Below are 22,749 nucleotides of genomic sequence, written 5' to 3' on the forward strand. Positions count from 1 at the left end.
TCCTTTTTCGAGGTGGGTAAGAAAGGATTGTACTCTTCTAAAAGTAAATTGAATATTATCAAAAAGTATATTCGAAAGAATACGTTATGAGTCATGCACATAAGTGCGAATGGGGTCGAGATAAAGGAGTTAAGTAGTGGATAACAAACTTAAAAAAATGAAGTCAGTCGAAGTAATAATGAAAACCTGACGTCCAATTAGCACAGCTGATGGAGATCAAGGTAGCGAGACGGGAACACTCTATAGTGGCGAGTCACTGAGTGTCATTCTCTAAAAAAGGTTAAACCAATGAAATTTATACTGTATTTTTTCGTTCTGGTCCTCGCTGCTGCAATCGGCTTCGTCGTTCATGTTATCGAAGCTGAATGGCTTAGAGCTTGGATATCTCAGCAAATGACAGGGAAATCGGTGATGCCGAGTTGGGATGTCCGATATGTCGCAATGGCTTTGGCGATAGAGTCTTCCATTGGTGTCTTTATTGTATACCTGCTATTACGCCAAAAAATCGGTAACTGCAGTTTATTGATACAAGTAGGTGCGCTCAGCGGCATTATTCTAGCGATGAAATCGATGTTAATCCGCCAGCCTGTAATGGATTTTATTATCGGGAACCCAATTCACGTTGTTGCTGCCCAGAATTTGTTGAAATGGATGACCCCAATTCTCATGTCCACAATCATTGTTGTCGGTTACTTTTTGATAGAGAGATTTTTTGTAAATAGCGGGCTGCGTATAAGAAAGTGAGAGATGCCGAAAACAGCAAGCGACATAGCCCACCCACAACAAAAAACGTTTATCGAGTAAGGCGGACCCAAGCGACGACAGAACGATTTCCTTCGCACACTTCTCTATCATGAAATGCTAAGTTTCCGTTTGTAGTAAACGCCGTTAATACCAGTGAGAACTTTCTATTTGCAACGGCTTCATTTGGACTTTTTACTCGATAAAGGTTTGATCCACAGCCATTTCTTACTGAAGAGTTAAACTCAAAAACCGTCGCATCGCTATCAAGCTGATATACGTAATTCACGTTACTTTTATGAATATCTTTAGCTGCAAAGCTAAAACCAGAAACAGAAAGCAATAAAGCGGACGTAATCAGAATTTTAAAAGGTTTCATTTCAATCTCCATGTTTAAACAAGAAATAAGCAACTCACACCATATCAAATAAAGGTTTTATTTTTCAAAAAGTTAAGACCACAATTTGTGATAAGAGTCTAATATATAAATCATTTTTACAATCCGAGCTGATTAAAATGCATGGAAAGAAACACCCTCTTTCTTTAAAAATCACCTAACCTATCAATCTGCAATTCAAAATGCAGAATAAAGAAGCACTTCCCCAAACATACGCACTCTAGACACCCAATCATATTTAAAATCAGTACGTTAATGAGTGGCACAAATAGTGCTTTATTGGGCTATCAGTGTTTAGAGTATTAAAAAGGAAAGCTTGATGGCTAAAGTATCGGTGATTATTCCCACTTATAACTGCATTGCTTATCTACCCAAAGCAATTAACAGTGTTTTGGACCAAACTTTTGACGACTATGAAGTGATCGTCATCAATGACAACAGCACTGATGACACCAGCACCTATTTAAATCAAATCACTGATACAAGGTTAAAAGTTCTGACAACGAAAGGCGTTGGAGCGTCTGAGGCTCGAAATATAGGGATACGAGAAACGAATGGGGAATTTGTCGCTTTCTTAGATGCCGATGATTTTTGGCACCCAGAAAAGCTAGAGAAACAGCTGAATCTTCACGCCAATTACCCCAACCTAGCCATGAGCTTTACAAACTACGATCACCTAGATGAACAATACCAACTCATTATCGACTGCTTTGGGTATTGGAATCAGTTTCAGGTGACCGAGCAGGATCTTTGCCTAAGCAAACCGCTAGAATGCGTTATCGAAAACAACATCGTCGGCACATCTACCGTTATGGTAAAGCGTGTGGTTCTGGAACAGTTAGGCATGTTTGATGCGCAAACCACTTATGCTGAAGATTGGGAGCTTTGGCTAAGAATATGTGACCAGCATGACGTGGGTGTCGTAAATTCCGTTTTAACGGGATACCTGATGCGCAATGGCTCAGCAACCCAAACAGATAGCCGTCGATTAGATAACCTAAAAAGTGTCGAATCCATTATTAAGAAATATCAAAGCGCCCGTGATTTAGAACGCGTAGGTTATGCCTCTTTTAACAAAGCCAACGCAAGAGTTCTTGAAGGGTACGCGGATTACTATCGGGGGCTAAAGCAATTTTCCACAGCCATCTTATTCGATCTACGAGCGCTGAAATTGGACCCTCAAATCAGAAGATTTCGAAGCTTGTTGGGGGATTGCAAGAAACTCACGCGCTTGATTATTCAGTAACACCTGAATTCAGTTTACATTGTAAATTCTTGGCTATGCGTCTCTCGGCGGTGCTTCCTCGTACTGCGGTACGCCATCGGCAATCAATTCCCACGTCGATTTGGAACCCACATAAATATGCCGACTGAGCGAAATTTCTGGGTCGCCATTGATGCAGCCCAAAGTAACGCCATGTACTTCGCCGTTGAATACACCGGTCAGCGTCGAGCCGCATTTTGAACAAAACTGCAGCCCGAATCCGTGTTCGCCAACATAAGATGTCAATTTATCTTCACCAGACAACCATTCAAATTCGCCTTCTTTCACCAGCGCATACGCTGAAGCCTGAGCACTAAATGCTTTTCGGCATCGAGAACAATGACAAGATCGAGCATCGTGAAGCGTTCCATTGATCTTGTATTTTATGTCACCGCAAAAGCACTCACCTGTCATCGACATGACGTATCCTTATGTCTATGGTTTGAAAACTAGATTACACCGAATAAAAGTTCATTTCTTACTCCCGAACCAGTTCTGGGATTTTTTTGTACAGAAAATTCAATTGCACATAAAGGTATTTTATATTTTCATTTGCTACGAAGTGGTTTCTTGCTTCATATCAGTCTATGTGGATTTACCCAAGCATACTGAACGCTTCTAACGTCTTTTCTCGTGCTGCCTTAAATCCGTGGCATAATCCGATGAAACTAAAGGAATAGTGTCTTTTCCTTTGCAACGTTACGTCTTATAGGAATCCAAAATGAAGCTTGTGCAGTTAAGTCCGATTCAGTTTGAACACATCTTAGTTGGTGAGCCGACTTTTTCTCATATGGACGATGCGATTCCGCCTAATCACGTGTTAATACGAGCATGGGAGCAATATCAAAACGCTGTAGATGTTATGTGGGCGTTACCCTATTTCATTGAAGTCGAAGGAGAAGTAGTGGGTAGCTGCGGTTTTAAATACGCCCCGAAAGATGATGGCGTAGAAATAGGTTATAACGTTGCCCCTCGTGCTCAAGGAATGGGGATTGCGACATCTGCTGTAAAAGCACTCAACAAAATTGCCTTTCATTCCGGCATCATCAATCATACCAAGGCGCTGATATCAAAAGATAATATGGCATCTTTAAACGTCATTAAAAAGAATGGCTTTGTTTACAAAGGGATAGTTGTGGACAGTGATGGTGAGCAATTGGAATATTGGGAATTAAGCCAACCCCTGTACTCAGTGATTAACAATGGTGACACTTAACGGAAAATCAGGAGTGATTAGATGAAGATCATTTATTTTGCGACGGGTATCGGCATTTCTTGGGTGGGGATCGAAATCATCTCATCAGGAAACTCTGTTGTTCCCGGTTGGATACTATTACTTGTCGGTGTACTAACCGTTGTTTACTCCTTTTTTGCCTCTGAAAATCGCCCCGCTAACCGAGGCGGCAGTGATGGCTCAGGTTCTGGTCCGCATCATTATTATGACAGTAGTAATGATAGCGGCGGAGATGGTGGCGGTGGTGGCGGTGACTAGCTACGTCAATATGGCTTTAGGCAGCAAATAGTGTATAGGAGCATGTATGACAGAAACTTCAAATCAGAAAAATCGAATATTCGCACTGGTGTTAGGGATGTTTCTCGGTGTCCTAGGGGCAGACCGGTTTTATCTTGGTAAAAAGAAATCAGCCATATTGAAAATGGTCACGCTTGGTGGGCTGGGTTTGTGGTGGTTTATTGATAATGCGATGTTAATGATTGACGCCTTTTTATATACCCTTGGTAAAGACACTGGAATGGTAAAGGATGCATCCGGAAACCATCTTAAATATGGTTTATCTCTCTATCGCTATAAAAATGGTCAGTTTGAGAGAGATTGGTGTTGATCCAATTCATCTTCATTCATCGTATTGGTACGCACATCGTCTTTTAATGTGCTCTTGTTTTCCTTAGCCATTTACAATTATTGAAAATACTGACGCACCCAACCGAGAACCTACATGCCGCCAAAAGAACGAAATCTGCCATCCCAACGTATTTCTAGGTTTGGCAAATTCGCATCACTCGCCGCACGTGTTGCCGGTAACGTCTTAGCGTAAGGCTCTATACAATTGGCTAAATTGGCACTTGCCAGCTATTCCTTCAGTTGACAAGTGCGCGGTAGGGGCAGCTTAGAATAAATCTAAATGCAGTTTTTCCTCTGCAACTAACTTATTGTACAAATTAGCCTCAGAAGATGAACTCTCAGACGTCTGTAATGCATTAAACATCGGTTCAATTTGGCTGGCTAGATTCTGCTTTCTCCCACATACATACACGTTCGCTCCCTGATAAATAAGATTCTGAACAAGATCTCCCTGCTCTTTCACGGAATCCTGCACGTAACGCTTACTTTCTTGGTCGCGAGAAAATGCCACAAAGCAGTTTTGCAGAACACCTGTTTTCAACCAATGCGCGATTTCATCGCGATAGACATAGTCTTCGCCTTCGTGCTTTTCGCCATAAAACAGGATGCAAGGTGCTAACGCTTTTTGCTGTGCTCTGGATTGCAGATACCCAATAAAGGGGGCGATACCAGCACCCGTTGCAATAAGAATGCTAGGGGCATTGAAGTCAAAGTGAAAATGCGGGTTAGAACGTACAAAGATTGGAACACTATCCCCAACGTTTAGCGATTGCAGATACGCCGTCGAACACCCCGGTGTCGGCTCTGCATTTTCTGGATCGCTCCACACTTCTCGTACGCATAATTCCAAAGCATCAGCATCGGCAAGTTGGCTAGATGCAATGGAGTAAGTGCGAGGCTCCACGCTGTTCAGAAGCTCAGAAAAGTCCATTATCGACATGGTTTGGGGAGGGTAAAAGTCCCGTAATAAATCGATAAATTGGTGCCTTTTAACGTATTCCATCAACGCGACTTTATTACGATTTTTCAGTAACGCTTTTAAGTCGCTATTTGGGAAACGCTGAGTAACTTTGCGAATAGCCGATTTACTGATCCGAGCAATTTCCTTGTCTTTCAAACAAGTCTCTACCTCACCGACTGGCAGACTAAAGAAATCCGCATAAGGCATAAGAAGCGATTCCGTATTGCTCAGCATCAAATGAACAATATCGCCCGGTTGATAACGAATACCGCTGCCTTCTATCGATAAATGAATTCGGTATAAGCTAGGAAAAGTACCCGAGATTTGAGATGCAGAAATCAAGCTGGCTGGATAAGCAGCATGTTCACCATAAGACGTGACCGAAATATCGAGATCTTTCCCTGCTTGTAAATCATTGTTCAGTAGCACAGCTTTCAGCGTTGATTTCCACATTTCAAACAGTGCTGGGTAATTGAGGTCGGAATCGACTCGGTTGATCAGTTTTTCTGCTCCGCGTGTCGACAATGCATCATCCAAGTTTTTACTGAACCCACAAAAATTGGAATAAGCGGTATCACCGAGCCCAAAAACACCGTAAGAAAACGATAAGGATGCTGTATTTTCTTGAAATATCTGCCAAAAATTTTCGGCGTTACTTGGGGGTTCACCGTCGCCAAACGAGCTGGAAATAAAGGCGACAAAGGAATCTGTTGTAAGGTTGGACGGTTCGAATTCATCCAGCTCTTGAAGAGTTATATCAAAGCGCTGCGTCAGTTCGCTATCGGAAAAGAGCTGGGCTGCCAGCTCTTGTGCATTTCCGGAAACAGAACCATACACAACATAAACGTTCTGAATGGCTGGCTGCATACATTTATGCCTCGTCGTAGTATTCGTCGTAGACTTCCTTAGAAAATTCAACGGCATCAAAATCCGCCATAAGGTCGTTAATTACACGCCTAACACTGATGTATTCGGTGATCTCTCCTTTCTCATCAAATACTGGCTGTACCGACGTATCCACCACGTAAATACCGCCGCCTTTGCCTTTGTTCGGCACAATGCCTGTCCAGATTTTTCCTGATTTAATCGTATCCCACATGTCTTTGTACACGGCTTTCGACACTTGCTCTACGCGTACAATACTGTGTGGTTGACCAATCAACTCATGTTCTTCGTAACCTGTTAACTCGCAAAAAAGAGAATTTACATAGGTAATATTACCTTCTAGATCCGTTTTGGAGATAACCATTGCGTTATGAACTGCGGTCATAATTTGGTCATTTAGGGTTACTTGACTCATGTGTTAAACCTCTTTTTGATAATGGTTATCATTAAGACTAATATAAGTTGTATTTTAAATGCAACTTATATTTTCATATTAATTCAATCAGTATAACGTGCTGATTTTTATTGCTTTAAAATTGAAAATGTCGCAGCAAGATCACTTGTTTGAGATTGCTTTTTACGCTCAAGGCTGGCTGTACCCAAGTAACCTAGAGATGCTTGGGTATTTTTGGGCGATATCAAGAAACACTTGTAAGGGCTCCACAGACACGACTTGATACCCAAGGCGAGACAGTGCTGCTGAGTTTTGCCCCACGCCAGACCCCACATCCAATACTCTGCTTAATATCCGTGGTAAGAAAGGGATAAACTCTTGGTTAACCTCTTCAAATTTGAGATTCAGGCTCGCCTGCGCAAACGCGTCGACGCCTTGTTCGTATCCTTGTGTACCTTTAACTGTATTCAAAAAAATTCAACCTCATACCATTGCATCATTAGTGCCTTTTTCACCGTCCTAAAACTCTGGCTTAATTACTTTGCCGCACCAAATACCTGTGTCCAATAATAACGATATTTGGCATCGCTGTTTTCAACCATGGCAGCACCTACTTCCTTAAACCCAGCTCGCATGATGTTTTCGCAGTGCCCTTTACTCGACATCCACCCTGCCATTACATCATGAATATTGGTTCGCCCTGCTGAAATATTTTCACCGACGTAATTTCCGGCATAGCCTACATCTTTGGCTCGATCTGCTGGTTTCTTGCCATCCAATCCATCGTGGTCAAAAAAATTGTAATTTGCCATATTAGACGAGTGCACATGTGCCGCTTCGGTCAGTTGTGTGTTCCAGGTAAGAGGTGCTACGGCTGGCATGCTCCTGCCCCCGCACACCTGAGAAGAAGCCCGATACTCATTGATTACTTCAAGCATTTCTTTGGCAAAGGCTTCTTGCTCTATGGGTGGCTTTGTTGGTTTTGTTGGTTTTGTTGTAGGCGGTTGAGTAGTGGGCGGCTGAGTTGTTGGTGGCTGAGTTGTGGGTGGCTGAGTTGTGGGTGGATTAGTCGTTTGCCCTCCCGTTGATGTGCTCGAGCTGTTGTCACTGCCACACCCCGCCAGAATAGATAAAGAAACTGCAAGTAAAGTACCTGTTTTTACACCATATAACATAAAATTCCTTAGCTTCTGGATTAGAGAGTCCCGACGCTAAACGGAAATTTATAAAAGTTAAACAGGCAAACAGCATTACTGATTAACTGTTTTCAGAGCACTGACATTACGCTGAAATTGTGAGAAGTAATCTGAGGAAATGGACTGTTTTTAACCAATAACATCGACGCTGTTTCTGATCACCAATGTTGGCTCTAACTGCACCACTTGAGGCTCTGTTGTCTCTTTCTCCAGTTTCTTGAGCAACGTCTCTACCGCCGCTTTCCCTAAGCTGTGCTTGGGCTGGTGAATAGTAGTAAGTGGTGGTGTCATGAACTTTGCGATATGAATGTCATCGTAGCCAATCAGTGACACGTCGTCTGGGATTTGAATGCCCATTTCATGTGCGGCGTTGATTGCCCCCATCGCCATCATGTCGTTACAAACAAATATGGCACTCGGCAACGGCCCTTTTGCGTGCATTTTCTTGAATGCTTCATACCCGCCCTCACATTCAAAGTCCGATTCAATGATCCAATCTGGGTTGAATGCTAACCCTTCCTCATTCATTGCGCGTTTATAGCCTTCATAACGCATTTGCGCCTGATGTTTGGCTAACGGACCAGTAATGCAACCAATGTTTTGGTGCCCTGATTCAATCAGGTGCTTCGCGGCCATGTAACCACCGCGCAGGGAGTTATCTTGAATTTTGTCGCTGGCAAACAGCATCGGCCCCCAATCCATCACCACCACTGGAATATCAGGGTAGCGATCGAAAACGTCGATTTTCTCACCTTCAAGGGTGGAACACATCAGCAGTAAGCCATCGACGCGCCTTTGCAGTAACGTATCGATAGAGGCTTTCATGCGTTCATTGTCACCTTCGGTGTTACACAAAATGAGGTTGTAGCCCTTTTGATAACAACTGCGCTCGACCCCTTTTACCACTTCTCCGAAGAAGGGGTTGGTCGAGGTTGTCACTAGCATGCCTATGGTTTGAGTACGATTGATTTTGAGGCTACGCGCCAAAGCTGAAGGCGCGTAGTAATTGAGTTCTTTGGCGGCGTTGTTGACACGAAGCGAGATTTCTTCGCTGACATAACGAGATTTATTTATGACATGGCTAACAGTCGATGTAGAAACTCCTGCGAGTTTTGCTATGTCTTTCATCGTTGCCATGCAGTTCTCCGTTTAATGGTCAGCAATAAATGCCTCGACTTCTTCACGAGTCGGAATAGATGTTTGCGCTCCGAAACGAGTAACGGAAATGGCTGCCGCAGCATGCGCAAACTGGATAGCTGATTCTAAAGGCATATCTTCTAATAAACCAGTGACCAATGCCCCATTAAACGTATCTCCTGCAGCCGTTGTATCCACAGCGTCCACACGGAATCCGGGTACCGATTCACCTCGCCCATTCTGGCTCAGCCATACGCCTTTCGCTCCCAGCGTAATCATAACGATCTCGATGCCTTTTTGGTGCAAGACATCCGCCGCTCGCTGTGCAGATTCATCGTCGGTAACCGTGATTCCCGTTAGCACTTCTGCCTCAGTTTCATTTGGGGTTATTACGTCGACGCATTCAAGCAAACTGTCTGGTAATTCACGGGCGGGGGCAGGGTTTAAGATAACGTTGGTGCGGCTTTCCTTCGCGATTTGAGCGGCTTTTTCAACCCCATCTAATGGCGTTTCTAGCTGCATTAATAAGAATTTCGCACTGCGAATCTGCGCTAGATTTGGCTCCAATGCCTGTGCGGTTAATTTTGCGTTCGCCTCGGCAGACAAGCAAATGGTGTTTTCACCACTATCTGAGACTTGAATCATGGCGATGCCCGTAGGGCAGTTGGTCTGCACTTGAACACCAGAGATGTTGATACCATCCGATTGGAAGCTTTCACGTATATTGATGCCAAACGCATCATCACCCACACACGCAATAAAACCGACGTCGGCTTTCAAACGCGCGGCAGCAACCGCTTGATTGGCACCTTTGCCACCGGGAATCACCTGATAATTATCCCCGTGCAGTGTTTCTCCTGGTCTCGGAAAAGAAGGGACTTGAAGAACGTGGTCTGCATTAACACTACCTAAAACCACTAACTTATTCATACGGTTGTCCTTGGGTCAATTTGAACGCTTTGAATGTCACTATGATACAAAAGGGTCTGTATTAGAAAGTGCCCCCTCCTCCAACGACAGGAGATTTAAGAAGAAGAGGGCAACATGTTTTCTATTTGAATCTATTTTCGGTTACTTCGTCACTACTTTTAGTGGCACAGGAATGTACGCTTTCACTTTCCCACCGTTTAACACTTTAACGGCATTTTCTACACCGAGTGCGCCAATCATATCGGGTTGTTGGGCGATCGTTGCCGCAAGCTTGCCACGGTTAACCGCCGCGATACCATCATCTGTGCCGTCGAAACCGACGATCATCACATCTTTACCTGATGCCTGCACAGCACGTAGCGCGCCTAGAGCCATTTCATCATTTTGTGCGAATACCGCTTGTACGTTCGGGTTCGCAGCAAGCAAGTTCTCCATAACATTCAGCCCTTTAGTGCGATCAAAATCCGCAGGCTGACTGGCAAGCAGTTCCAGCTGGCTGCCCTCTACCGCTTTCTTGAAACCTTCACCACGTTCGCGTGCAGCCGACGTACCTGCAATGCCTTCAAGTTGAATGACTTTCGCTTTCTCGCCTACTTTTTCAACAATGTAGCGCCCAGCCATTTCACCGCCCGCCACATTATCCGAAGCGATATGGCTGACGACTTCACCACGGCTTGCGCCTCGGTCGAGGGTTAAAACTGGAATTTTCGAACGGTTAGCAATGCGAATAGCGTTGGATACGGCATCAGAATCCGTTGGATTAATAAGGATGGCTTTCACTCCGCGAATGGTTAAGTCTTCTACGTTCGAAAGCTCTTTACTTGGATCGTTTTGAGAGTCCAATACGATCAGTTTGTAACCAAGCTCTTCCGCTTTGGCTTCCGCGCCATCTTTCATCGTAACGAAGAATGGGTTGTTTAGCGTTGAAAGTACAATTGCCAAGGTATCTTGTGCCTGTGCCGATACCGACACAGTTGAAGAAAGCACTGCAGCAGAAATAAGGGTTGCAAGTTTTTTCATTGTTATCGTCCTTTTTGTAGGGTTGTCACCAAGACCGTGAGGGTTGTAAGTTCTCCCCAGTCACGATCTGTTCTGAGAAGAATTACTTGTTTTTGTTGTCTACCAGTACTGCCAGAAGAATCACCACAGCTTTTGCGATCATTTGGTAGTAAGAAGACACATCTAATAGATTCAGAGCGTTGTTTAAGAAGCCGATAATCAGCGCACCAATTAACGTCCCCATGATGCGACCCTTTCCGCCCATTAGGCTTGTACCACCCAGCACAACAGCGGCAATAGCATCGAGCTCGTACCCCATTCCAGCGGTTGGCTGAGCAGAAGATAAACGTGATGTCACAATGATGCCGGCCAACGCCGCCAGCAGACCACAAATCGCATACACGCCGATTTTTACGCGATCCACATTGATGCCAGAAAGACGCGTCGCGGATTCATTGCCGCCCAAAGCGTAAACATAGCGACCAAAACGTGTGTGGTTGAGCAAATACCAAACCGCAGCAAACACTCCAACCATCAACCAAACGGGAACAGGTATACCTAACGCGTACCCCGTACCAAACCAAGCAAAGGCATCTGCTGTGTCGGTAAACCCTGCAGAGATTGGGCGACCATCGGTGTAAACCATGGTCACGCCGCGTAGTAATGTCATTGTTACCAGCGTCGCGATAAAGGCTTGAACTTTCCCTTTAGCGATAATGATGCCGCTAATGGCTCCCAGTGCAGCACCAGCAAACAAAGCGGTAGGTACAGCAATGAGTACGGGAACTTCAATCGCTATTAGGCTGGCAGCAAATGCACCACACAACGCCAGCACGGAGCCGACACTTAGGTCGATGCCCGCCGTTAAAATAACCAGTGTCATTCCCACAGCGATAATGGCGTTAACCGATGTTTGACGAAGGATGTTAAGAATGTTGTCTACGGTGAAAAAATTCGGATTTAAAAACGACACCACAACAATCAAAAGCAACAACGCAATCAGCGACTTTTGGTCGATTAGCCATTCTTTACTAAACAGTTTCTTGCCACTTTCCGGTGCGGATTTATCTAAGGTTTTGGTACTCATGCTGCTTCCTCATTGATTTTCTTGCCTACTGCACACGCAAGCAGCTTTTCTTGGTCGGCGTCTTTTGCATCAAACTCTCCACTGATGCGCCCTTCATGCATCACTAAAATGCGATCACTCATGCCCAGCACTTCTGGCATTTCTGAAGAAACCAAAATGATGCTCATGCCTTCGCTTTTGAATTTATTGATAAGTTGGTAGATCTCTTTCTTGGCGCCCACATCGACACCACGGGTGGGTTCGTCGAGAATCAGCACCTTGGGTTTGGTCATTAGCCCTTTGGCAATGGCGACTTTTTGCTGGTTACCGCCCGATAAATTCCCGATAATTTGGTCGCGCGTTGGGGTTTTAATGTTGAACAGCTGAATGAAATCTTCCACCGCTATCGCTTCGTCACCATGTTGGATCTGAACGCCTTTTGTCAGTTGGTCCAACGCGCAAAGGGACATGTTTTCTTTTACCGACAACCCAAGCACTAAACCGTCGCCCTTTCTGTCTTCGGAAATGTACGCGATGCCATTTGATAAACCGTCTTGAGGGCTCACTGGGTTAATGGTTTTTCCATTCAAATTGATAACGCCACGCTCAATAGGCAGCGCGCCGTAAATCACTTTCATTAATTCCGTTCGCCCGGCTCCCATTAGCCCAGATACACCCAGAATTTCACCTCGATTAAGCGCAAAATTGATATCGTGCACACCCGATCCCGTTAAGCCGCGAACCTCTAAGCATACGTCTCCGTGGTTAACGTCAACACGTGGGTATTGTTCTTCCAATTTGCGACCGACCATCTTCTCGATAAGCCCGTCTTCATTGGTCTCGTTGACTGCACATTCACCGATGAACTTACCATCACGTAAAACGGTTATGTCGTCGCAGATTTCAAAGATCTCTTTCAATCGATGAGAGATATAAACAATGCCGCAGCCTTGATCTCGCAGTTCATTGATAACACGAAACAAAGACTCCGTTTCAGTGTCGGTGAGCGCATCGGTCGGTTCATCCATGATGATAACTTTGGATTCAAACGACAGTGCCTTAGCGATTTCAACCATCTGTTGCTCGCCAAGACTTAAATCGCCCAATAACGTTTTCGAGCTGTGCTTTACGTTTAAGCGAGCCAGTAAAGCATCAGCCGCTTCGTACATTTTTCGCCATTGAATACGCCCAAATTTATTGGTCTGCTCGCGCCCCAGAAAGATGTTCTCTGCAATGGTCAGTTCAGGAATGAGGTTCAACTCTTGGTGAATGATACTGATACCCGCTTGCTGTGAGTCTCGTGGCCCTTTAAAAGTCGCGGACTTATCTTGATAGCGAATGGCACCAGAATCTTTGGAGTAAATGCCTGTTAAAACTTTCATCAGGGTTGATTTTCCAGCACCGTTTTCTCCCAAAAGCGCCATGACGCGCCCCGGATAAACTTTTAAGCTCGCTTTATCTAATGCTTTAACGCCCGGAAACGCTTTTTCGATATCGCTGAGTTGCAAAATGGCTTGAGTCATAATTTGTCCTCAACATTGAGGGGTTCAAAACATTGGAGAGGCTAAAAAACCACGCCAGCCTGAAAAATTACATTTGCGTAAGGCGTGCATTCGCCAGCCTGAAAAATTACATTTGCGTAAGGCGTGCATTCGCCAGTGCGAATAACGGCTCGGCTTTGATGCGTACGCGTTTTAAATGCTTCGTGGGAAACATAATGAATAGCGATATTTTTGCCGGAGTTCTGTTCTTCTTTCTTCAATTCCGCCACCAACATGCTGTGATGTTCTGGGCTAATTTCCGCAAATTCATCAGCGATAACAACGCCTTCTATTTGGCACTCAGACAACACTGCTTTAACCGTTTCCAAAAACTGGGGTACGCCGTGCGTCAGTGCCAAATCGATTCGCTGAACCGCTTCTGGAATCGGCAAACCTGCATCACAAATCGTGATTTCATCGGTATGACCTAAAGTGGCAACCAGATACGACAATTCCGAGTTGATGAGGGTACTTTTCTTCATTTTCATACCTTTAATGGTTAGGCAAATTGCCCTAATTCGTAGCTAAAAATCATAAAAAACATGCAAACAGCTCTAATCTTCTGATAAACATCACCATCTGAATTTTTATAGCTACAGGCTATTTATGTTGGTTTTCTTTATTGTTAGAAAACTCATCGAAACGTTTCGATGACTGTATCGCTAAAATTTTTTTTTGCATCACAGCGGCAATTAATGTGTGATTTTGATCTTCCAAATAAGGAAATGAAGATGGGAAAAAGTGAGGGCGATCACTGATGATTTAACCGAAACGCCCAAAGCGAATACGTAAAATGCGCGGGTCACATAAATCTATGCCAATGGTTTATACCACTGCTGCAAGTTCTCTTAACCCATGCCAGATATGCTCTCCGGCTTTGTGCAACCTCGCTTGATAGCGGTAAGCGTAGAAAGAGATCGGGCAAATCAGATCATCTGCCCCTACTACGGTAAGCTCGTTGTTTCTCAGTTCCTTTTGAATGGCGTAGTCTGGCAGCCACGCAACACCCGCCCCGTTTAGCACTTGAGTTTTTAGCAAATCCGTCATGGACGAAGTAAACACCACGTCTAAATTAGAATGAGGGCGCACTTTTTCAACCTGTCTGCCCATGTACGAATTTAGGCTATATGCCAAACAAGGGATCGTTTCTTGGCTTTCTAACTGGTAAATTGCTTGCCCATTTTCGTTACAAGCGCACACAGGCAACAGCTCGGCATCCCCCACCTTCAAAGACATATAAGGCGGTAGCCTTAACCTTTCATCATCGAATGCGAGCAAAATGTCGCACTCTCCTTGTTGCAGCGCTTCAATTGCCCGATCCACATCGATCGCTTCTACGCTCAAAACCGGCTTGATGCTTTCACTGTTTCTCATTGCGTGAAGTTTAGGCACCAAACTGCTTGCCAAAGAATGCGCCGCCGCAATTTTGACCACGTTACCATCAAGCCGAGATATTCCCAGTAATTGATCGACGGAGTCGGTAATTTGAATCAACAGATTTCGGGCTGACGTTCGGAATACTCGCCCACTTGGGGTCAACTCAATGGGGACTTTGCTTCTATCGATCAACTGTGAGCCCAATGCCTCTTCAAGCGATTGAATCCTCCGGCTGAATGCCGGCTGCGTCATGTTTCTGAGTTGTGCCGCTTTGGAAAAGCTCCGGTATTCGGCTAGCGCTTCAAAATCTTCTAACCATTTACTTTCTATATTCATACGCTTCCCTACGTTATCTAGACTCGCATTTACATTATGCGTAACTTGCATGAAGCAAAGGAACTCGGCATTTATCAAACGATCTCTCGTGGCGTAGATTAGTTCCATGCTTACTAATATGAATAATATCAGAATGGACAGAGTTATTGGTGTTCTTGGTGGTATGGGACCGCTTGCTACTGCCGAGTTTATGAAGAAGGTCATATTACATACGCCCGCCAGTGTCGATCAGGAACACATTCCTATGCTTATTCGGAATATTCCACAAGTCCCTGACCGTACAAATTTCTTGATGGGTTTTGGGACCGATCCTTTTGCCGCGCTTGAACACGGTTTTGGGGAACTGCTCAAAGCTGGAGCGACGTGCATTGTTATCCCCTGTAATACGGCTCACCACTGGTACGAGCGCCTCATTCATAACAGACACGTTCACACAATTAGTATTATCGAAAGTGTCGTTGAACAAGCAATCTCCCGTGGTTTTCAGCGTGTTGGCATACTGGCCACCGATGCCACTATTCAAACCAACTTATACCAATCTTCATTAGGGCAGTATGGCATTGAAGCACTAGTCCCTAACCACTGGCAGCAAATGGCCGTTATGGAGGGGATTAAAGCGGTGAAATCTGGGCATTTGAACGTGGCCACCAATATTATCGAGCCCATTTTCGATGAATTGGTAAAGCGCGGTGCTGACGCAGTGATCTTAGGGTGTACTGAGATCCCTGTTGCTCTAGAAAAAATCGAACAAGAAGTGCCTGAGAAATGCTTGGACTCTTTAGAAATTTTGGCTCAAAAGTGCGTACTTTGGGCTAAGTCATCGGCATAAACTAAATTGGAATTACTATGGATAGGTCAAATAAAATGGATGTTTCATTCCCCGAAAAAGGGATCGCACTTTGGAAAAAAATTTTTATTGGTATGCTTTGCGGCATCGTTGTTGGCATTGTGGCGGGCCCCGATGCTGTACTACTAAAACCCATTGGCGACATTTTTCTTAATGCGATAAAAATGCTTATTATCCCTCTTGTATTTTGTTCTCTCGTTGTGGGTGTTACCGCAATAAGTGACACTCAGAAAATGGGGAGAATTGCAGCAAAATCAATCGGTATATATCTTGTAACTACGGCTCTTGCCATTAGCCTTGGTCTGATTGCTTCTTCACTGATTTCGCCAGGGGTAGGGTTAGAAATGAGCCTTTCCGCCACACAAGTTGCCTCCAAATCTGAGCCTTCGTTTTTGGACACATTGATAAATCTGGTACCCAAAAACCCCATTAGCGCTCTGGCCTCTGGTAACGTTTTGCAAACCATTGTTTTCGCTATTGGTCTTGGGATAGCGCTGTCGTTAAGTGGTGAAAAAGCTAAGCCCGCGGTTCGAGTCTTTGAAAGCTTGGCTGAAGCCATGTACAAACTCACCTCACTGGTTATGAAGTTTGCACCCTACGGTATTTTTGCGCTTATCGCCGTGGTCGCTGGGCAATATGGATTGGATATTTTACTGCCGCTTATCAAAGTGATTTTTCTGGTGTACTTATGCTGCATCATACAAGTGTTAGTGGTGTATTCGGGCATTTTAAAGGTCGTAGCAAACCTCAGCCCTATTCACTATTTGCGAGCTTTAGCTAACCCTGCTGCTGTCGCTTTTACTACAACCAGCAGCTCGGGAACATTACCCGTAACCATCCGTACAGCCCATGAAGAATTGGGCGTGTCCCGCGAAATTTCGAGTTTTGTATTGCCCCTTGGCGCAACAATTAACATGGATGGTACAGCCATTTACCAAGGTGTGGCGGTCATATTCATTGCTCAAGTCTTTGGCGTTTCATTGGATGTGCAGGATTACCTCATGATCATTATGACCTCCACACTGGCATCGATAGGTACGGCTGGCGTTCCAGGGGCTGGTTTGATCATGCTGTCTTTGGTTTTATCTACGGTAGGGTTACCGCTGGAAGGGCTTGCGATTGTCGCTGGCATCGACCGAATCCTTGATATGGCGAGAACCAGCGTGAATGTGTGTGGCGATCTTATGATTTCGGTGTTAATCAGCAAAAGTGAGAAAGGATTGGATACATCCGTCTACGAGAAGTAAAACATTTTCCTTCCCTTAAGCCTACAAGGCTTTTGCCAGCCGCGACCCGGTTGGCTTTTTTTGAAAGTTCAAGGCGAAGGTTACTCTCTCATCACTTAACGCCCCAGCACTATAAGACATAGAACTGGGGCGATTTTTACAGTGTAAATCTGGTCAGCTAGATTCGAGTATTGGTTAACGTTGCACCAAACCCGATAAACAATGTGCCACTCACATAGTTGAGCCAGCGAGACGTTTTAGGTGCCGATAACCAAGCTTTCAATTTGGTGGCAAAAAAGATCACCACAACAAACCAACTTCCCACAACAAGAGATTGAACCCCTCCAAGTAGCATGCTCTGTTCAAGAATGAACTCTGGCTCGACAAATTGTGGAAATATCGACAGATAAAAAAGCACAATTTTTGGGTTGAGAAGGTTTGTTAGCAGCCCTTTAATAAAGCCGCTGGAAAGGGTTTCGGCTTTAGGCACTTTCTGGGTATCAAGCTCGATTTTAGTCATTCGTAACCCACTGCGAATGTTCGAGAAGCCCAACCAAAGTAGGTAAATGACGCCCACCCATTTAAATAGGGCAAACGCTGTAGCAGACTGAGACATTAAAAGGCTCAACCCCTTTGCAGAGATAAAAGCGTGAATGAAAAAGCCCACCGCAAAACCAAAAATATTGGCCAATGCACAACGCTTTCCGGCCGTGATAGAGGTATGCAGAATAAGTAACGCATTCGGGCCGGGTACGATAGCCAGCAAAAAGGTGATGCCAGCGAAAGCAATTAGAGTATCAATAGTCATTGTTTGCTCCTGTTTCGAAAATACATGTTTGTATTTCCTATATAAAAACGTGACGCACTCATCACGTAAGATGTACACGAGATAAGGGAATCTCTCTCATTTCAGGAGCAGGGTGGGCAGCGGTTACAGCCACAAAGAGCGGCTTTAACTACCGATAAATTCGTGCACATATCAGTAACTCAAACTCATTGATGTTCTATCGATAATCACATTATCATTACTGCTATTCAAGGCATAACGCAACGCAAACGCCTCATTCTCGATAGTGATAAATCGAAGCGTCTGAACGTTATGAAAATAACCTTAACATGCGGGTGATAACATACATGAACGCCATTATCGAACTTCTTAAACGCGATCCTTTACGGCAAAAAGCGTTGGAGACGGTTGCTGAACTTGAACTCCCTCAAGGCTATTTGGCCGCCGGATTTGTTCGGAACTTAGTATGGGATCATCTGCATCAAAAGTCGGAGCCCACGCCACTCAATGACGTGGATGTGATTTACTTTGATACGAGGGAGCACGATTCCCAACAGTGTTTGGAGTACGAAAAAGTGTTCAGAACCCGTATGCCTCAACTCAATTGGCAAGTGCGAAATCAAGCCACAATGCACTCTCGTAATGGCGATTTACCTTACAAAAGTTCGGTGGATGCAATGAGCTACTGGCCCGAGAAAGAAACCGCAGTAGGGGCAAGAATTATCGATGAAGGGCAGTACGAAGTTGTCTCGGCGTTTGGCTTCGACTCACTGTTTGATTTGAAAATCACCCATAACACGAAGCGCTCTTTTACCATATTTGAACAACGCATCTCAAACAAAAACTGGCTTAAACAATGGCCCAAATTAGAAGTTAGAAGTTAGAAGTTAGAAGTTAGAAGTTAGAAGTTAAGAAGTTAAGAAGTTAAGAAGTTAAGCAATAAAAACGAACAAACTAAGAAGAATATCAACACAAAGGCTGCGTAAGAACGCAGCCTTTGTGTTTTTAGGCTAATCAACCGTTAGCGCTGAATCTTGACCGCATCGTGGCTGAGCAAGTTGATCATTGGGTTGTCCGCCAATACTCGCTCTTTCATCCAGTAAGCCACTAGCAAACCGGCGAAGAAGCCTCCCAAGTGCGCAGCGTAATCCACACCTTGGTTCGCCATGATCATTCCAAAGAGGTTAAACCCTAACCATATGATAAAGAAAAGAATCGGCGAGATTTTCTTTTGGAAAACAACAATCATAAACGTCAAGCTTGCGTGGCGGAACCACAACAAGTAAATACCAAAGAAGCCCGCTATCGCGCCACTCGCGCCAACTGATGGGATTAAGCCATCCATATTGGATGCAAAACTCACCAATGAGGCAGCAATCCCACAGAAGAAGTAGAGAGCAAGGTACTTCTTATGCCCTACGGCGTCTTCTATGTTGTCTCCAACCACATACAAAAAGTACATGTTTCCGGCTAAGTGCATAAGGTCGCCATGCAAGAACGTGGCCGTCACGAGTGTCCATAATTCTCTTCCCGCCAAGATGTCCGCTGGCGTCATGGCAAGGTGTTCGATAACCCAATCGGTAGTTTCATAACTGAATGCATACAGAGAAAAAATGATGCAGTTAAGGGCGATGATGATCCAGTTACACCAAGGTAATGTCTTGGGTTTCAAATTGTATTCGACAGGCATTTGAGTCAAGAATTGAAAGAGATACGTTTTCCAGCTGATTTTTTGGTTCAATTCTCCCAAGACTTTACGGAGTTCAGGGCTACGCTCCACCGCTTCCAATTCATCTTTATCAATCCAACTTCCGTCACATGAGCGGCAAATGTCGATTTCATGCTGATAGCTTTGCAATAAATGGTGGCGCTCCATTGGCTTGGCGCAATCTGGGCATAGGTATTCTGATTCACCCAATTCTTCACCAAAATGCTCGCTGTAGCATTCACCTATAGGACCGTCATAGACTTCATCGATCAGTCGGTTCACTTCGTTTTTTTCAAACCAAAGCCCACCACATTCTAAGCAAATATCAATTTCTTCACTTTCGTATTGCGTGGCTTTCAATTGGGAGTTATCACATTTTGGGCACTGCTTAGTCATGGCTATTAACCTCCTTTGATTGAGCCTATCACGACACCATTTTTAGCCAACTCGGTTTTCAGCTGATTGGCACTTTTTGCAATGTACGGCAAGGTTTCGTTTTTCATATCGTCAACCAGCACTTGCAGTTGATCGCCTGCGTATTTCGCCCCTAACCTGCGCGCCATTGCCCTATCTAAAATATCTTCCGATTTGGCATAAAAGCGACGGGCAGCCGTTAGCACTTCATTTGGGGTTTCTAATGTGGTGGGGTTGTATTTCATCGTTTCCCAAATGTATTTACTCATATCTGGGCGATTGTCTTTCATTTCTTGTGCTGGCGGATTTCGAGAAAGGTAATCATTGATATAAGCCTGCAAATCGTTGGTGTTGTCCGTAAGCTCATCATGCAGTGACATGCGAAGATAGTAGTTATCTTCCATTTTACTGTAGGTATCAAAGGTGAGCGCCTGCTGTAAACCACTCTGGGCCGCGAGGTAAACACCGACTATTGTCGACACAATCATAAACATTTGATTGAGCCAAAAGCCTGAGCTTTTTAGCTCTTTATTATCCAACTGCTCTTTAAGTTTCAAAACAACGTCCTTTACTTTTTTATTCGATATTCACTCTTACTTTGCTCAAAACACGACTAAGCGCAACTGAGCATATCAGAGTGAATAAATACTAAATAAAACAAGATATTGTTAAATGACAAAAGTAAGAAATGTTGAAATGAAGCAGGGGAATTTCAAAAGAAATGGAGGAAGCTCGCATAAGTGAAACGTTGGGAGTAGCGTCACGATGACAATCACTTTAAGAAGCTTCCTTGTGGCACGGACATCGTGCCACGTAAAGGGCGTCTACCGTCAACAACTGTAGAGTATGATCCAAGGTATTCGAATTTGTAAAACTTAGCCTTTCTCGGCTTCACGACGCACTGCTTTTAGTAATACCGATGTGTCCATTCTACCTTCACCGGATTCAGACAAAGCCTTATAAGCGTTATTGGTTTTCTCGGTCAATGGCAATTGAAGCCCTTGCTTATTGGCTTCATCTAGACAGAAACCTAAGTCTTTGATCATCCAATCGATGGCGAAACCAAAATCGAATTTGTCTTGCGACATGGTTTCGGCTCGATTCTCCATTTGCCAAGATCCCGCTGCGCCATTCTTCAAGCAATTCACCAAAGTCGGGATATCTAAACCCGACTTTTCAGCCAGAAGTAACCCTTCGGAAAGACCATTAAGCACACCAGCAATACAGATTTGGTTGACCATTTTTGCGCGTTGCCCTTGCCCTACTCTTCCCATCAAAACGGAGGACTTGCCATAAGCATTAAATATTGGCTGTAACGCATCAAACAAAGCTTGGTCGCCGCCACACATGATGGTCAGAACGCCATTTTCAGCCCCCGCCTGCCCGCCCGATACCGGAGCATCCATAAATTGAATACCCGCATTCTTCGAAGCCGTTTCCAGTTCTTCAGCCAATTGAGCAGACGTGGTGGTGTGGTCGACTAAAATCGCGCCTTGCTTCATGTTCACTAGTGCGCCAGATTCACTGGTCGTCATACTACGAACATCATCATCATTACCCACACAAGTTAAAACAACGTCGGCTTCTTTCACGCACTCGGCAACGGTTTCTGCAATGTTGCCTTTGTACTTTTCCTGCCATGCCTGCGCTTTAGCATACGTTCGGTTGAATACGGTAACTTCAAAACCTGCATTCACTAAGTGTCCAGCCATGGGAAAACCCATCACACCTAATCCGATAAAACTCACTTTCATTACAATTCTCCTTGCTTCACTAAATTCTGGCTTTCTGGTCAGTCTATTTATCTCGTCAATTTACTAATAATGTACGGATAACTGAGCTTAACCAATGAATAATCTGAAATACAAAGATAAAAAAACCGAGCACTTAGGCTCGGTTTCTATCAATTAAGGTTGATAATACAGTTCAGCGTTATGGTAAACCTGCTGTACGTCGTCACACTCATCTAGCATGTCCAAGAATTTTTGGAACTTCTCTGCATCTTCGCCTGCGACTGGCGTGTGCGTTTGTGGGACAAACGTAATTTCTTCTACATCCATTGTCAAATCAGGGTATGCGCCTGTTAGAGCTGTCTTCGTTTTAAAGAATTCAGTGTGTGGCGCAAATACCGTAATTACACCGTCTTCCAACTCAACATCAGTAACATCCACATCATCCATCATTAGCGTTTCTAAGATGATTTCGTCATCGTCGCCTTTGAACTGGAATACCGCTTGATGATCAAACATGTGAGAAACAGAGCCTTCAACACCAATTTTCGCACCGGTTTTCACAAAACACTGGCGAATATCTTGGAAAGTACGGTTACCGTTATCCGTTAGACAATCTACGATCACGCTTGTACCGCCAGGTCCAAAACCTTCATAGCGCGCTGGTTGGTAATCTTCACCGCCACCGCCATTCGCTTTATCAAGGGCTTTATCGATAACGTGCGCTGGCACTTGGTCTTTTTTCGCTTTGGTAATCAGATGCTTAAGCGACAGGTTCATGTCTGGGTCTGAACCACCGTTTTTCGCGCATACGTAAATTTCTTTACCGTATTTGGAATAAACTTTAATTTTTGCGCCTGCAGTTTTTGCCATAGAGGCTTTGCGCACTTCAAAACTTCTTCCCATCGGGATGTTCTCTCTGATTCAATTAATGCGAAAGATTGTATACCCA

The 22,749-nt window shown here is 44.4% G+C and carries 26 protein-coding genes; 8 read left to right on the forward strand and 18 right to left on the reverse strand.

The window, feature by feature from the left end; translation table 11 throughout:
• The first annotated feature begins 288 nt into the window (after positions 1-288).
• Positions 289-744, forward strand: coding sequence for a hypothetical protein (locus LDO37_RS28245; protein WP_224055707.1), 456 nt, complete (start codon positions 289-291; stop codon positions 742-744).
• A 49-nt stretch (positions 745-793) separates the two neighbouring features.
• On the opposite strand, the gene LDO37_RS28250 is transcribed toward LDO37_RS28245, so the two are convergent.
• Positions 794-1,120 (reverse strand): hypothetical protein, encoded by a 327-nt coding sequence (locus LDO37_RS28250; RefSeq protein ID WP_224055708.1) that lies wholly within the window; start codon positions 1,118-1,120, stop codon positions 794-796.
• A gap of 337 nt (positions 1,121-1,457) precedes the next feature.
• Between LDO37_RS28250 and LDO37_RS28255 the strand changes: the two genes are divergently transcribed.
• Positions 1,458-2,384, forward strand: coding sequence for a glycosyltransferase family 2 protein (locus tag LDO37_RS28255; RefSeq protein ID WP_224055709.1), 927 nt, complete (start codon positions 1,458-1,460; stop codon positions 2,382-2,384).
• Between the two features lie 33 nt (positions 2,385-2,417).
• Here the strand turns inward: LDO37_RS28255 and LDO37_RS28260 are convergent, their stop codons facing one another.
• On the reverse strand, positions 2,418-2,822 hold the full coding sequence (locus LDO37_RS28260) for a GFA family protein (RefSeq protein ID WP_224055710.1): 405 nt from the start codon (positions 2,820-2,822) through the stop codon (positions 2,418-2,420).
• Between the two features lie 301 nt (positions 2,823-3,123).
• Between LDO37_RS28260 and LDO37_RS28265 the strand changes: the two genes are divergently transcribed.
• The 3 genes from LDO37_RS28265 to LDO37_RS28275 are packed head-to-tail and all read left to right on the forward strand — an operon-like array spanning position 3,124 to position 4,243.
• A complete protein-coding gene (locus tag LDO37_RS28265) occupies positions 3,124-3,618 on the forward strand; it encodes a GNAT family N-acetyltransferase (RefSeq protein ID WP_224055711.1) in 495 nt (164 codons plus the stop codon).
• A 21-nt stretch (positions 3,619-3,639) separates the two neighbouring features.
• Positions 3,640-3,894 carry a hypothetical protein gene (locus LDO37_RS28270; RefSeq protein ID WP_224055712.1) on the forward strand — a complete coding sequence of 85 codons (255 nt, stop codon included), beginning with the start codon at positions 3,640-3,642 and terminating at the stop codon, positions 3,892-3,894.
• Between the two features lie 46 nt (positions 3,895-3,940).
• A complete protein-coding gene (locus LDO37_RS28275) occupies positions 3,941-4,243 on the forward strand; it encodes a TM2 domain-containing protein (RefSeq protein WP_224055713.1) in 303 nt (100 codons plus the stop codon).
• A gap of 285 nt (positions 4,244-4,528) precedes the next feature.
• Here the strand turns inward: LDO37_RS28275 and LDO37_RS28280 are convergent, their stop codons facing one another.
• The 11 genes from LDO37_RS28280 to LDO37_RS28330 all read right to left on the reverse strand — a co-directional run bounded on the left by LDO37_RS28280 (position 4,529) and on the right by LDO37_RS28330 (position 15,085).
• A complete protein-coding gene (locus tag LDO37_RS28280; protein WP_224055714.1) occupies positions 4,529-6,091 on the reverse strand; it encodes a flavodoxin domain-containing protein in 1,563 nt (520 codons plus the stop codon).
• Positions 6,092-6,095: 4 nt separating this feature from the next.
• Complete coding sequence (locus LDO37_RS28285) at positions 6,096-6,524, reverse strand: PAS domain-containing protein (protein ID WP_224055715.1); 429 nt, start codon at positions 6,522-6,524, stop codon at positions 6,096-6,098.
• Between the two features lie 168 nt (positions 6,525-6,692).
• Entirely contained in the window at positions 6,693-6,974 is a 282-nt protein-coding gene (locus tag LDO37_RS28290; protein ID WP_224055716.1) for a class I SAM-dependent methyltransferase, read from the reverse strand.
• Positions 6,975-7,039: 65 nt separating this feature from the next.
• Positions 7,040-7,678, reverse strand: a complete 639-nt coding sequence (locus LDO37_RS28295) for a CAP domain-containing protein (RefSeq protein ID WP_224055717.1) — start codon at positions 7,676-7,678, stop codon at positions 7,040-7,042.
• 150 nt (positions 7,679-7,828) lie between these two features.
• Positions 7,829-8,836 (reverse strand): substrate-binding domain-containing protein, encoded by a 1,008-nt coding sequence (locus LDO37_RS28300; protein WP_101111790.1) that lies wholly within the window; start codon positions 8,834-8,836, stop codon positions 7,829-7,831.
• A 12-nt stretch (positions 8,837-8,848) separates the two neighbouring features.
• A complete protein-coding gene (rbsK, locus tag LDO37_RS28305) occupies positions 8,849-9,766 on the reverse strand; it encodes a ribokinase (protein WP_224055718.1) in 918 nt (305 codons plus the stop codon).
• Positions 9,767-9,907: 141 nt separating this feature from the next.
• Positions 9,908-10,786 carry a ribose ABC transporter substrate-binding protein RbsB gene (rbsB, locus tag LDO37_RS28310; protein ID WP_224055719.1) on the reverse strand — a complete coding sequence of 293 codons (879 nt, stop codon included), beginning with the start codon at positions 10,784-10,786 and terminating at the stop codon, positions 9,908-9,910.
• A gap of 82 nt (positions 10,787-10,868) precedes the next feature.
• Positions 10,869-11,852 carry a ribose ABC transporter permease gene (gene rbsC / locus LDO37_RS28315; RefSeq protein WP_224055720.1) on the reverse strand — a complete coding sequence of 328 codons (984 nt, stop codon included), beginning with the start codon at positions 11,850-11,852 and terminating at the stop codon, positions 10,869-10,871.
• Positions 11,849-13,354 (reverse strand): ribose ABC transporter ATP-binding protein RbsA, encoded by a 1,506-nt coding sequence (gene rbsA, locus LDO37_RS28320; RefSeq protein ID WP_224055721.1) that lies wholly within the window; start codon positions 13,352-13,354, stop codon positions 11,849-11,851. The genes rbsC and rbsA overlap by 4 nt, the downstream gene beginning before the upstream one ends.
• 41 nt (positions 13,355-13,395) lie before the next feature.
• The gene (gene rbsD / locus LDO37_RS28325; protein WP_224055722.1) at positions 13,396-13,854 is read right to left on the reverse strand and encodes a D-ribose pyranase; all 459 of its coding nucleotides are present in this window, start codon (positions 13,852-13,854) and stop codon (positions 13,396-13,398) included.
• 343 nt (positions 13,855-14,197) lie between these two features.
• On the reverse strand, positions 14,198-15,085 hold the full coding sequence (locus tag LDO37_RS28330) for a LysR family transcriptional regulator (RefSeq protein WP_224055723.1): 888 nt from the start codon (positions 15,083-15,085) through the stop codon (positions 14,198-14,200).
• A 118-nt stretch (positions 15,086-15,203) separates the two neighbouring features.
• Between LDO37_RS28330 and LDO37_RS28335 the strand changes: the two genes are divergently transcribed.
• Together LDO37_RS28335 and LDO37_RS28340 are read left to right on the forward strand one after the other, a co-directional pair.
• A complete protein-coding gene (locus LDO37_RS28335; protein WP_317982784.1) occupies positions 15,204-15,914 on the forward strand; it encodes a cysteate racemase in 711 nt (236 codons plus the stop codon).
• A gap of 17 nt (positions 15,915-15,931) precedes the next feature.
• Positions 15,932-17,179, forward strand: coding sequence for a dicarboxylate/amino acid:cation symporter (locus tag LDO37_RS28340; protein ID WP_224055724.1), 1,248 nt, complete (start codon positions 15,932-15,934; stop codon positions 17,177-17,179).
• 157 nt (positions 17,180-17,336) lie between these two features.
• On the opposite strand, the gene LDO37_RS28345 is transcribed toward LDO37_RS28340, so the two are convergent.
• On the reverse strand, positions 17,337-17,966 hold the full coding sequence (locus LDO37_RS28345; protein WP_224055725.1) for a LysE family translocator: 630 nt from the start codon (positions 17,964-17,966) through the stop codon (positions 17,337-17,339).
• Between the two features lie 326 nt (positions 17,967-18,292).
• On the opposite strand from LDO37_RS28345, the gene LDO37_RS28350 reads away from it, so the two are divergent.
• Positions 18,293-18,829, forward strand: a complete 537-nt coding sequence (locus tag LDO37_RS28350) for a nucleotidyltransferase family protein (RefSeq protein ID WP_224055726.1) — start codon at positions 18,293-18,295, stop codon at positions 18,827-18,829.
• Positions 18,830-18,966: 137 nt separating this feature from the next.
• Here LDO37_RS28350 and LDO37_RS28355 read toward each other — a convergent pair whose 3' ends face one another.
• The 4 genes from LDO37_RS28355 to LDO37_RS28370 all read right to left on the reverse strand — a co-directional run bounded on the left by LDO37_RS28355 (position 18,967) and on the right by LDO37_RS28370 (position 22,703).
• Positions 18,967-20,049, reverse strand: a complete 1,083-nt coding sequence (locus tag LDO37_RS28355) for a rhomboid family intramembrane serine protease (protein ID WP_224055727.1) — start codon at positions 20,047-20,049, stop codon at positions 18,967-18,969.
• 5 nt (positions 20,050-20,054) lie between these two features.
• Entirely contained in the window at positions 20,055-20,624 is a 570-nt protein-coding gene (locus tag LDO37_RS28360) for a hypothetical protein (protein ID WP_224055728.1), read from the reverse strand.
• 318 nt (positions 20,625-20,942) lie between these two features.
• Complete coding sequence (locus tag LDO37_RS28365; RefSeq protein ID WP_224055729.1) at positions 20,943-21,821, reverse strand: NAD(P)-dependent oxidoreductase; 879 nt, start codon at positions 21,819-21,821, stop codon at positions 20,943-20,945.
• Positions 21,822-21,974: 153 nt separating this feature from the next.
• Entirely contained in the window at positions 21,975-22,703 is a 729-nt protein-coding gene (locus tag LDO37_RS28370) for a YebC/PmpR family DNA-binding transcriptional regulator (protein ID WP_224055730.1), read from the reverse strand.
• Positions 22,704-22,749: the final 46 nt, after the last annotated feature.

This window comes from Vibrio penaeicida, assembly GCF_019977755.1.
In the GTDB taxonomy this organism is placed as follows: domain Bacteria; phylum Pseudomonadota; class Gammaproteobacteria; order Enterobacterales; family Vibrionaceae; genus Vibrio; species Vibrio penaeicida.